At 65.9% G+C, this 12033-nt stretch carries 10 protein-coding genes; 2 read left to right on the top strand and 8 right to left on the bottom strand.

Annotated elements, in window-relative coordinates; genetic code table 11:
- Positions 1-28: 28 nt before the first annotated feature.
- Positions 29-1015 carry a gamma-glutamyl-gamma-aminobutyrate hydrolase family protein gene (locus ACFPAH_RS16890; protein WP_379747608.1) on the bottom strand — a complete coding sequence of 329 codons (987 nt, stop codon included), beginning with the start codon at positions 1013-1015 and terminating at the stop codon, positions 29-31.
- 85 nt (positions 1016-1100) lie between these two features.
- Positions 1101-1901, bottom strand: coding sequence for a response regulator (locus tag ACFPAH_RS16895; RefSeq protein WP_379747610.1), 801 nt, complete (start codon positions 1899-1901; stop codon positions 1101-1103).
- A gap of 292 nt (positions 1902-2193) precedes the next feature.
- Here ACFPAH_RS16895 and ACFPAH_RS16900 point away from each other — a divergent pair, with 292 nt between their 5' ends.
- Both ACFPAH_RS16900 and parC read left to right on the top strand, forming a co-directional pair.
- A complete protein-coding gene (locus ACFPAH_RS16900; protein ID WP_379747612.1) occupies positions 2194-4191 on the top strand; it encodes a DNA topoisomerase IV subunit B in 1998 nt (665 codons plus the stop codon).
- 77 nt (positions 4192-4268) lie between these two features.
- Entirely contained in the window at positions 4269-6593 is a 2325-nt protein-coding gene (gene parC, locus ACFPAH_RS16905) for a DNA topoisomerase IV subunit A (protein WP_379747614.1), read from the top strand.
- A gap of 173 nt (positions 6594-6766) precedes the next feature.
- Here the strand turns inward: parC and ACFPAH_RS16910 are convergent, their stop codons facing one another.
- The 6 genes from ACFPAH_RS16910 to ACFPAH_RS16935 form a co-directional block, all read right to left on the bottom strand.
- The gene (locus ACFPAH_RS16910) at positions 6767-7303 is read right to left on the bottom strand and encodes a hypothetical protein (RefSeq protein ID WP_379747616.1); all 537 of its coding nucleotides are present in this window, start codon (positions 7301-7303) and stop codon (positions 6767-6769) included.
- A gap of 174 nt (positions 7304-7477) precedes the next feature.
- Positions 7478-8893 (bottom strand): IgA Peptidase M64, encoded by a 1416-nt coding sequence (locus ACFPAH_RS16915; protein ID WP_379747618.1) that lies wholly within the window; start codon positions 8891-8893, stop codon positions 7478-7480.
- A 129-nt stretch (positions 8894-9022) separates the two neighbouring features.
- A complete protein-coding gene (locus ACFPAH_RS16920; protein WP_379747620.1) occupies positions 9023-9244 on the bottom strand; it encodes a hypothetical protein in 222 nt (73 codons plus the stop codon).
- Between the two features lie 384 nt (positions 9245-9628).
- Positions 9629-10864 carry a cyanophycinase gene (locus ACFPAH_RS16925; RefSeq protein WP_379747622.1) on the bottom strand — a complete coding sequence of 412 codons (1236 nt, stop codon included), beginning with the start codon at positions 10862-10864 and terminating at the stop codon, positions 9629-9631.
- 68 nt (positions 10865-10932) lie between these two features.
- Entirely contained in the window at positions 10933-11370 is a 438-nt protein-coding gene (locus ACFPAH_RS16930) for a GNAT family N-acetyltransferase (RefSeq protein WP_379747624.1), read from the bottom strand.
- 70 nt (positions 11371-11440) lie between these two features.
- Positions 11441-12016: a hypothetical protein gene (locus ACFPAH_RS16935; RefSeq protein ID WP_379747626.1), complete on the bottom strand. Its 576-nt coding sequence runs from the start codon at positions 12014-12016 to the stop codon at positions 11441-11443.
- Between the last annotated feature and the right edge of the window lie 17 nt (positions 12017-12033).

The raw sequence follows: 12033 nt of genomic DNA on the forward strand, positions 1-12033 counted from the left end.
TGCAAGCGATTTTGCAGGCGTGCGCGCCCTACAGCCGGGTCTCGCGCGCCGCCCTTAAAAACTCGTCGAGCACCGGCGTGCAGTCGAGCAGGTCGCGCCCGCCCGCGCGGTGGAATTCCGGGTGCCACTGCAAGCCCATCACGAAATCGGCCGGCTCGTAGCGGATCGCCTCGACGATCCCGTCCGGATACGACATCGCCTCGACCCGCACGCCACGCCCCAGCTCCTTGACCGCCTGGTGATGGATCGAATTGACGATCGGCCGCTCCACATGGGGGAACATGCGCCCCAGTGTCGAACCGGGTGCGAACTCGATCGCGTGGCGGTGCGCGTCGTAGTCGTTATGCACGTGGGCCAGCGCCTCGGGCACGTTGGTCGCCACGTCCTGGTACAGGGTGCCGCCGAAGGCGACGTTGATCAGCTGGCAGCCGCGGCACACGCCCAGCACCGGTTTGCCGGCCTCGACGAATTCGTGCAGCAGTTCCAGCTCGTACAGGTCGCGCGCGCGGTCGCCGCTCCACTCGGGACGGGTGGGCTGCTCGGAATAGGTTTGCGGAGAGACGTCCGCCCCGCCCTGCAGCACCAGCCCGTCGAGATGGCGCGCATAGTGGCGCAGCGTGATGTTGCTCGGATGAAGCAGGCCGTTGGTGTTTACCGTCGGGATCATGAAGACCAGCACGTCGCGCGACATCACCCATTGGGCGATCGACTCTTCCAGGTATTGCAGGTTCTTGCTGCGCAGCCCGGTGGACCCGGGTTCGGGGTGAAAGATGCGGGCCGAGACGCCGATGCGCAGGGTGCGGCGCATGAAATCGCGGCTGAAGCGGTCGCGCAGGTTGCGCCAGCGCGAGGACAGGACCCGGCCGACCAGCGACAGCGGAGTGTCGCCCGGACGGCTGTAGCGCGGCGGCCCGTCGGTCGAGCGCCGGTCGGGCACGCGCTGCGGCGCGTCGGCGCGCGGCTCCAGTGGCGGGCCCGGCGCTTCGCCGCGTTGCGTTGGGTGATCGTCTGCCATGGCTCCAATATAGCCCTGCCATTGCGGCGCACGATTCGAAGTTGTAACAAATGATTTACGCGCCCTGGGCGCGGGCGCAGGGCCGTCAGGTGAAGCGTTGCAGCATGGCCACCAGGCTGCGGTCCGCCACCGGCTTGTCGAGCAGGCCACGCACGCGGGCGTCGCGCGCGCGCTCGCTGTCGTAGGGGAAGGCCTTGCCGACCAGCAGCACCACTGCGGTACGCCCCGCTCCTTCCTGCGACTTGATGGCCAGGCTCAGGGCATACGGGTCGATGTTCGGCGCCGCGGTATTGATCATCGCCAGCGAGACCGGCGTTTCGTCGCACAGGCGCACCGCCATCGGCGCGCTGTCGGTCCAGGCGACCGGCAGCCGGCGCTCGCCGAGCAGGCCGGCCAGATGGTCGCGGAAGGCACCGCCCTTGTCGACGATCAGCACCTTGCCGCTGCGTGGCGGGCGCCGCCGCAGGGCGCTCTCGATGGCGTCGTCCTGGCGCAGCCGCGGACAGCGCCGCCGTTCGGCCAGCAGCGGCGCGCCGCGCGCGCTCAGCACCGCCAGGGCGCGCTGGCGTTCGGCCAGCAGCCGCGCCAGCGCTTCGTGCAGCACCTCCGGCTGCAGCGGCCGCACCAGGTGCGCATAGCCGTCGCCTTCGCTGCCGCCGACCAGCAGGGCCGGCGGGATGCAGCGCATGCCGTTCAGCTCGGCCAGGGCGGCGGGACTGGCGCCGTCGGCCAGCACGAGGTCGGGCTCCTGCAGGCTGTCCTCATGCAGGCAGGCGTAGACCGGCCCGGCGCGCGGCGCGGCGGCCAGCAGCGCGCGCAGGTGTTCGCGTTCGCAGGGCTCGAATCCGAGCAGGCGGACCGCGGTCGGAATTTTCTGTGCATGCATGATATAAAATCCGGTTCGCGCCACCTGGGAAGCGTGCCTGCCGTTGTGCTTCGGATCGCGCCAGGAACGCCAAGCTTGCGATAATAACTGTATGCATGTACAGTATCATCCTCGGCCCACGCCCTCTCTCGATGGTTTTCCAGGGCTGCCCCGCTGCCGCTACCGCGTTAGCAACCGTGCGTATCAATCTAGTCACGTTTCTCCGCGTTGACAAGAACAATCCGTCACGCCGCTCCTGCTTTTTCCTCATGACAAGATAGAATGCGCAGGCATTCGACAAAACCTGATCAGCATGGCAACCAAGAAACCCGCACCCGATTACAGCGAATCATCCATCCGTGTCCTCAAGGGACTCGAACCCGTGAAGCAGCGTCCGGGCATGTATACCCGCACCGAGAACCCGCTGCACATCATCCAGGAAGTGATCGACAACGCCTCCGACGAAGCGCTCGGCGGCTACTGCAAGAACATCGGCGTCACGCTCAACGCGGACGGCTCCGTGACCGTCGAGGACGACGGGCGCGGCATCCCGGTCGGCATCCACCCGGAAGAAGGCGTCTCCACGGTCGAGATCGTGTTCACGCGCCTGCACGCCGGCGGCAAGTTCGACAAGGGCTCGGGCGGCGCCTATGCCTTCTCGGGCGGCCTGCACGGCGTCGGCGTCTCCGTCACCAACGCGCTCTCGAAGCGCCTGGAAATCACGGTCTGGCGCCGCGACGACGACGGCAACGGCATCCACCGCCTGACCTTCGCCGACGGCGACGTGATCGAACCCTTGAGCTCCAGCCCGTTCGAGCGCGGCGGCAAGAAGAACGGCACCCGCGTCACCGCCTGGCCCGACGGCAAATATTTCGATTCGCCGAACATCCCGATGGGCGACCTGCAGCGCCTGCTGCGCTCGAAGGCAGTGCTGCTGCCGGGCGTGACCGTCACGCTGACCATCGAAAAAACCGGAGAAGTCCAGACCTGGCGCTATGACGAGGGCCTGCGCGGCTACCTGCTCGAAGCCCTGAACGCCAGTTCCAGCGGCCAGACCCTGATCCCGCTGTTCGAAGGCGCGGCCTATGCGCCCGCCGGCGACGAAAGCTTCGCCGAAGGCGAAGGCGCGGCCTGGGTCGTGGCCTGGAACGAGGAAGGCGGCGTGGTGCGCGAATCCTACGTCAACCTGATCCCGACCCCCAGCGGCGGCTCGCACGAGTCCGGCCTGCGCGACGGCTTATATGGCGCCGTGAAGGGCTTCGTGGAACTGCACGGCCTGCTGCCGAAAGGCGTCAAGCTGCTGCCGGAAGACGTGTTCGCACGCGTCTCGTTCGTGTTATCCGCAAAAGTGCTCGACCCGCAATTCCAGGGCCAGACCAAGGAACGCCTGAACTCGCGCGACGCCGTCAAACTGGTCTCGACGTTTACGAAACCGCCGCTCGAACTGTGGCTGAACCAGCACGTCGAGTACGGCAAGAAGCTGGCCGAGCTGGTCATCAAGCAGGCGCAGTCGCGCATGCGCTCGCTGCAAAAGGTCGAAAAGAAAAAATCCTCGGGCGTGGCCGTGTTGCCCGGCAAGCTGACCGACTGCGAATCGACCGACCTCACCCGCAACGAATTGTTCCTGGTCGAAGGCGACTCGGCGGGCGGTTCCGCCAAGATGGGCCGCGACAAGGAATACCAGGCCATCCTGCCGCTGCGCGGCAAGGTCCTGAATACCTGGGAAACCGACCGCGACCGCCTGTTCGCGAACAACGAGATCCACGACATTTCGGTGGCGATCGGCGTCGACCCGCACTCGCACGGCGATTCGCCCGACTTGACCGGTCTGCGCTACGGCAAGATCTGCATCCTGTCCGACGCCGACGTCGACGGCTCGCACATCCAGGTGCTGCTGCTCACCTTGTTCTTCAAGCACTTCCCCGCCCTGTTCAACCACGGCCACATCTGCGTGGCGCGCCCGCCTTTGTATCGCGTCGACGTGCCGCCGCGCGGCAAGAAGCCGCTGCAGAAACTGTACGCGCTCGACGACGGAGAGTTGCTGGCGATCGAGGACAAGCTGAAAAAGGACGGCCTCAAGGAAGGCTCGTGGAACATCTCGCGTTTCAAGGGCCTGGGCGAGATGAACGCCGAGCAGCTGTGGGAAACCACGATGAACCCGGACACGCGCCGCCTGCTGCCGGTGGCGCTGGGCGGCTTCGACCACGGCGAATCGAGCGCGCGCTTCAACATGTTGATGGGCAAAGGCGAAGCCGCCGCCCGCCGCGCGTGGATCGAGGAACACGGGAACGAAACCGAAGCGGATATTTGATGGTGCGCGATGTGACCCGTAGGGTGCGCATTCATGCGCACGCGGTACACCATCAAAACAATCGAACAAACTGAACTATGACTCAAGCAAACCTCTTCGAACAAGCCGCGGCTCCGGCCGACGACATCGAAACGCTGACCCTGTCGACCTTCGCCGAGCGCGCCTACCTCGACTACGCGGTCTCGGTCGTGAAGGGCCGCGCCCTGCCCGACGTGGCCGACGGCCAGAAGCCGGTGCAGCGCCGCATCCTGTACGCGATGAACGAACTCGGTCTTGGCCCGACGGCGAAACCGCGCAAGTCCGCGGCCGTGGTCGGCGACGTGCTCGGCAAACTGCACCCGCACGGCGACCAGTCGGTCTATGACGCCCTGGTGCGCATGGCCCAGGACTTCTCGCTGCGCTACCCGCTGATCGACGGCCAGGGCAACTTCGGCTCGCGCGACGGCGACGGCGCCGCGGCGATGCGCTACACGGAAGCGAGACTCACCCCGATCTCGCGCCTGCTGCTCGACGAAATCGACATGGGCACGGTCGACTTCCAGCCGAACTACGACGGCTCGACCAACGAGCCGCGCACGCTGCCGGCGCGCCTGCCGATGGTGCTGCTCAACGGCGCCTCCGGCATCGCGGTCGGCCTGGCCACCGAGATCCCTTCGCACAACCTGCGCGAAGTGGCCGAAGCCACGGTCGCCATGATCCGCAACCCGAAGATCTCGAACGCGGAACTGATCACCCTGATGCCGGGTCCGGACTTCCCGGGCGGCGGCCAGATCATCACCCCGGCCTCGCAGATCGCCGACATGTACGCCAGCGGCCGCGGTTCGCTCAAGGTGCGCGCACGCTGGAAGATCGAGGAACTGGCGCGCGGCCAGTGGCAGGCGGTGGTTACCGAGCTGCCGCCGGGCACCTCCGCCGCCCGCGTGCAGCAGGAAATCGAGGAACTGACCAATCCGAAAGTAAAACTCGGCAAGAAGACGCTGACGCCGGAACAGATCGCCCTCAAGCAGACCATCCTCAATTCGCTCGACACGATGCGCGACGAATCGGGCCGCGAGGCGCCGGTGCGCCTGGTGTTCGAGCCGAAGTCGAAGAACCTGGACCAGAACGAGTTCATGCTCCTGCTGCTGGCGCATACCTCGCTCGAGACCTCGGCCCCGATCAACCTGGTGATGATCGGCGGCGACGGCCGCCCGCGCCAGAAGGGCCTGAACGACATCCTGCAGGAGTGGATCGACTATCGCTTCGTGACGGTGAAGCGCCGCACCGAGTTCAGGCTGGGCAAGGTCAACGACCGCATCCACATCCTGGAAGGCCGCGAAATCGTCCTCCTGAACATCGACAAGGTGATCGCCATCATCCGTAACTCGGACGAGCCGAAGGCGGCCCTGATCGAGGAATTCCGGCTGTCGGAGCGCCAGGCCGAGGACATCCTGGAAATCCGCCTGCGCCAGCTGGCGCGCCTGGAAGCGATCAAGATCGAGCAGGAACTGGCGCAGCTGCGCGGCGAGAAGGACAAGCTGGAAGACATCCTGGCCAACCCGTCGACCATGAAGCGCACGATCATCCGCGAGATCGAGGCGGACGCGAAGCAGTTCGGCGACGACCGCCGCACCCTGATCGAGGAAGCGCAGCGCGCCACGGCCGAGCAGAAGATCATCGACGAGCCGGTCACGGTCATCATCTCCGAAAAAGGCTGGGTGCGCGCGCGCACCGGCATCGGCCACGACCCGGCCCAGTTCACCTTCAAGGCGGGCGACTCGCTGGGCAGCGCCTTCGAGTGCCGCACGGTCGACTCCCTGGTCGGCATCGGCGACAACGGCAAGACCTATTCGGTGCCGGTGGCCGCCCTGCCCGGCGCGCGCGGCGACGGCGTGCCGATCACGACCCTGGTCGACCTGTCGGGCGGCGTGCGCCTGCTGCACTACTTTGCCGGCCCGGCCGACACGCGCCTGCTGCTGGCCGCCTCGAACGGCTTCGGCTTCGTTTCGAAGGCGGGCGACATGGTCAGCCGCCTGAAGGGCGGCAAGTCCTTCATCACGCTCGACGCCGGCGCTGTGCCGCTGGCGCCGCGCGTCGTGCTTGATCATGCCGGCGCCGTCGCCTGCCTGTCGAGCAGCGGAAAGGTGCTGGTGTTCGGCATCGACGAGATGAAGGTGCTCACCAACGGCGGGCGCGGCGTGACCCTGATCGACCTCGATCCGAAGGAAACGCTGCTGGCGGCGCAGCCGATCAGCCAGAAAGGCGTCAACGTGATCGGTACCTGGGCCGGCTCCAAGCCGCGCGTGGTCGAGCTGTTCGCGTCCGGGCTGGAACCGCACTTCGGCAAGCGCGCGCGCAAGGGCAAACCCTTGTCGGCCAAGCTGAAGGCGACCGACCTGGCGATGCGCTCGACCGGCGAGTGATGTAGGGTGGACGGGTTTCCCGTCCACGCGTTCAACGCACCGGTGCACACCGATTCACTGCATTGCATACCCTGGTTGAACGCGTGGACTGCGAAGCCGTCCGCCCTACGGTTTCCATCGCTACCTGAAAAAAAATGCCGGCTTACGCCGGCATTTGCTTGTCTGGCTGCGGCTTACTTCTTGGCCGCCGCCTTGTGCACGTCGGCCATCGCCTCCGCGCGCACCTGCTCGGTCTTGGCCGCGGCGGTCGCCTTGTCGGCGGCGGCGTCAACCTGGACCTTGAGCGACTTCTCGTCTGCCTTGATCATGGTCTTCTCGGCCTTCAAGTTCGCTTCCGACACCTTTTCCTCGGCCTTGGCGATCGCCTTGGCGCGGTCTTCCGGGTCGGCCTTGGTAATCTTCTCGGCGGCATTCGCATGCGCCTTCACGGCCTTGGCATGGGCCTTGGCTTTCTTTTCCTGGGCGTCGGCAATCGCCTTGGACGCTTTTTCGTCGGCCTTGGCCGCGGCCTTCATTTCCTTCGCTTCGGCCTTGGCGACATCTTCCTCGGCGCGCGCTTCCGCCTTGACGACGGCTTCGGTGTTGGCGGTGGTGGACTGGGTGACCGCGGTGTGCGGCGCGGTGGTGGTGGTCGTCGTCGTAACGGCAGTCTGGGCGTAGGCGCTGGTGGCCAGGAAACCGGCGATCAGGGTGGCGAGCAGTTTGTTCATGGTGCTTCCTTTCGATGCGATGGTGGGTGCGGGTCTGGGCCCGAGTCTTAACTTTTTGCTAAGTGTTGACCCCAGAATAGTCCCGCCGCCCCGCAAGGGTCTGTTCGCCATCCCACAGATTGCAGCCGCGTTACAAAGCTTACATTCGCAGTTACATTTGCGACCAAGGCGGCATCATCGGCGCACAGGCCCGGCGTACAAGTCGATGATGTCGCTGATGCCGTCCTGGCACACCGGGCAGAAGGCCTCGCTGCGGTCGAACATCAGGCACTGCATGGCCGGCCGGTAGTAGCCGCTTGCCTCGTAGTTGGCGCCTTCGAAGGCGCCGATCGCGTGGCGGTAGGGCTGTTTTGCAAACAGGGCGCGCGTGGCGGCCAGGTCTTCCCGGAACAGCGCATTCATCTCGCTCTCGGGCCGGTTCTGCGCCCGCAGCGCCGCGCGCCGCTTCTGGTAGGCGCGCGATGCTTCCTCGTACTGCGCCTTGGGCCAGGGCGTCGGCAGCGGCGTGCCGGCCTTGACGTGGCGTTTCCATTTCAACTGGGTCGGGTCGCGCAGCGCGGTGACGTTCGGCTCCCACGGCTCCATCCGGGTGCTGCTGGCCGCGTAGGCCACCGGCGAGGTGTAGTACTCGTCGGCCAGGCCGGCGAAATGGTGGCCGAACTCGTGCACGAACAGGTAATCGGCCCAGGCGTTGCCGGCCGCCGCCGTGCTGAATTGCCCGAAGATGCCGCCGCCGCCATAGGTGTCGTTGTTGACCAGGATTTCGATGAATTCGTAGGGCGCGTGCTGGGCCAGGCTGCGCAGCGCCCGGTTATCCAGCGTCAGCACATAGCGCTCGCTGCCGAAGATGTCGTAGCGGGTGCCGAGTTCCGAGGCGTGGTGCACGCCGGTCGAGGGACGCGACACGCCCGACTCGCGGGTCGGCATGGCCAGTGCCCAGACGTTGAAATCGTCGGCGCGCTCCTTGAACGGCGAGACCGAGAACAGGTGCGCCGACAGGCGCCGCGCATCGGCCTCGAACTTGGCCATCTCCGCCTGCGTGTAGCCGTCGCCCAGGATCAGCAGGTCGACCTTCTGCGGCGACGGCCCGCTGACCCGCACCGGAATCGGTTTCACGGGCAGCGGCGGCTGCTTCCTCACCACCTCGAGCGCGTCGGTGTCGATCTCGACGCTCCAGGCGACCGAGAACGCATTGCGCTCGTCGCGTTTCAAAATGCGCACCCGCACCGGCCGGTCCGGTTTGGGAAAACGCACCGATTCCTGGAACGCCCGGCTCATCTTGTTCGCCTCGTCCGTCGTGCGCCACTCGCCGAAGATGGTGGAAAAGCCGCGCGAATACAGCACATCGCCCGTCTTTGCGTCGACCACCTCGACCCGGTTCTGGCCGCGATTCGTGTCGTCCAGGTTTTTCGCCGTGTCGCCCGGCCAGGGCAGCGGTTCGATCAGCACCTGCTCCAGGGCGTAGCTGTCGGACAGGGCATTGCCGCTGTGGGTGTAGTCGACGCGGACGGTGGCCGGTTGGGCAGCCTGCGCCAGAGCGGCGGCGGACAGGGTAGCGGCGGCGAGCAGGCGCGAAAGGGATCGAAGCATGGAGTGTCCTCGGGAAATCGAATCCCGGCATTGTAATCCTGGCATGGGGCCTGCGGGCAAGGTCGCGCTCCCGAGCGATTGCGCCTTGGCCATCGCCTGGTCGGCGCCGCGAGCACGACGCTCCGAATATCAGGGCGGCCTGCCGCGCGCCCGGCTACGTCGCCATCGCATGAGCTGCAAGCCGGCAAGGCGCAATACAAGGGCGCCAGTTGCCACCAACATTGACGCGATGACAAAGCCCCTGCGCGGATACCAGGCCAGGTACGCCTCGTCGGCACGCTCGGCAGCTTGATAAACATGCTTCTTCTTGCAGACCTGGACCGCCTCCGGACAGTAATCCATGTCTTCCATCGGGAGCGCCAATCCTGGCCGGCAAGCTGCCAGCCTGTGGTTTTGTTCAGCCAGGCAATCCCATTGCGTCTGATGTGCAGACAGGGCATTGTCGCCAGCTTTCTGGAGCGCCCACTCACACAAGGCTAATATGACACCCAACGATACAATGACCGCTGCCCAAAGAGCACGCTCTCTCACTGTCCCTCCGGTTTCGCTTCGGATGTCGTTCCCGATGAATTGTTCCGTCAAGGTTCACACCTTCGCGCAAGCCATCCTCGGCGTGACCGAAAGTTACTGGAAACAATATAAACTAGGAAACATGGAAGCGGGCGAAAATCAGGCAAGTCCATGTAACTTTTGCACGGCGATATCCATGGCTTATCCGCCCTGCCTGGGTCTGCCCTATTTGTACTGGTAGAGCGGCCTTTTGACCACGATCGGCCGGATGTCGAGCCGCACGTTATAGACCGAATAGGCCTCGGTGGCGGCCGACATGTAGCCCACGCTTTCGCCCGTGCGCGAGAAGCGGAATTCGAAGCCGAGCTCGGGCTGCACGCCCTGCGCGCTGTCGAGGGTGAGGCCGATCGCATCGGGCTGGTCGCTGTCGATGAGTTTACCCATCAGGTCGACCACGGTGCTGTTGCCGAGGATGTCGGCCGAGAACAGCGGCTCGCGATAGTACGGGCGCGCCGGATCGAGCCGGCCGTCGGCCTTGTCCGGCGCCGGCGTAAAAGTGTGGCTGGCGATGTTGAAGCGGTCGCCGTTATCGAGGTAGCTCAGCTTGACGTTGCTGACGTTGAAGGCGCCCTGCTGCGCCTTCGCGCCCGACAAGTCGACCACCAGCGCGCCCTTGTAGCCGACCACCTCCACATCGCGGTTGGGACCGACGATCATCGCCGTGTTCTCGTCGATGCCCAGGCCCAGCTTGTAACCTTTTTGCAGCATGGCCGGCAGCATGCGGGCGAAGCGCCCGCGCACCAGCAGGTGCTGGTCGACGAACACGTCGTTGCCGATGAAGCCGAGGCCCTGCGTGATTTCCTGGCCATCGGTCAGGCCCAGCTTCAGGGTGGCCAGTACCGGCTTCGGGTTGCCGAACATGGTGCTGCTCATGATGGCGGCGCCGGCGCTGCTGCCGGCGATGACGCCGCCGCGCCGGTACAGGTCCCAGAGCGCGTCGAGCACCAGGGTATTGCTGCCGTCGGGGCGGCGCAGGGCGCGCGTGATGCGGGCCTGGTCGCCGCCGGCAAAATAGGCGCCGCCCGCGGCGCGTACGGCGGCGGCAATCTTCGGGTCGTCGGCCGCGGCCTGGTAATCGGTGCCGGTCAGGCGCACGGCGACGGGGACGAAAAAGGCGTTGGCGCCGTAGTTGGCGAGCCGCTCGACCAGCGCGGCGCCGGATTTCTCGGGGTTGGCCGACGCCGAGGCGAACACCGCGATGCGCGCGCCGCGCCCGCCTGCCAGCGCCACGATGCGCTCCCAGACGGCGGCGTTGTCCGGACGCAGGGCGCCGCCGATGATGACGAGCGAGCCTTTCGAGGCCGGCAGCTCCGCGGCCTGGGCAGCATGGCCGGCCACGGCTGTGAGCAGGCTTGCGAGCAAATAAGCAGCAAGCGCAACGGAACCAGCGATCGGCCACATACGACCTCCTTCTCGAACACCCAAAGCCTAAGCCTGATTCGAGAAACTTGTCGCCGTGTTGAGGCCGCTCAGGAGAGATAAATGTTCGGGAAGTAACGCTCCATCAGCGTTTCCGGATTGCGCGGCGTGACGAAACCGAAGCGTTCATACAAACCCTGCGCATCGTTCGTGGCGAGCATGAAACGGCGCAGGCGTTGCAGGCTCGGGTGGCGCAGCACGGCGGCCACCAGTTGCTTGCCGTAGCCGTGGCCGCGGTACTCCGGCAGCACGAAGACGTCGACCAGGTTGGCGAAGGTCGCGAAATCGGTGATCACGCGGGCAAAGGCGATCTGGCGGCCGTCCAGGTAGCCGCCGAAGCACAGCGAGTTTTCGATGGCCCGTTCGACAAGCGGGCGCGAGATGCCCACCGCCCAGCTCGACTGCTCGCTGAGGAAGCGGTGAATCACCGGAATGTCGAGCCGTGCCTGGTCGGTGCTGACCTCGAAACTGGAGTCGTTGGTAGTCATGGGCTGGCCACGCTGGCGAAAAACCCAATTCTAGCGCCGTTTGTATAAACGTTAAGATTCGATTGGCGCCTTACTGCGCCGGCGCTGGCTGATGCCCCGGCAGGTAGCGATCGGGCAGCGCCAGAGCGCCGTCTTCCGCGCGCCAGACCAGGTTGGCGATCCACCAGCGCCGGCCGTCATGGGCCAGCTGGATGCTGTTGATGCCGCGCATGAAAGGCGTGGCGTCGTGAGGCGAGCGCAGCAGCTCGTAGGTGCTGAACACGTGCACCAGCTGACCGAAGGACTCGGTGGTGCGGGAAATTTCGCGCTCGAAGAAGCCGTTCGAGGTGAAGGCGCTCATGTTGCGGCTGATGTAGTCCTCGACCGTCATCGCGCGCAGGCCGAAGCCGCCGTCCGGACGCGGCGCGATCATCATCAGCCTGGCGTCGGGCGCGAACAGGGCGCGCATGCGGTTCCAGTTGCGCGGCGCGCCGGCCGGGCCCGAGATCACGTCGTACAAGGCGGTGACGATGGCGTCGACCGAGGCGCCGTCCCGCTCCTTTGCCGCGGCCGCAGGCGCCGGGACGGGGTGCAGCGGCTGCGCCAGGCTTGCGCCTGTGCTGCCTGCGATCGCGGCGGCCAGCCCGAGCGTGATCCATCGTTTCATCGTTCTCTCCACCTTGC

The organism is Massilia sp. GCM10023247 (genome assembly GCF_042653325.1).
GTDB lineage: Bacteria > Pseudomonadota > Gammaproteobacteria > Burkholderiales > Burkholderiaceae_D > Telluria.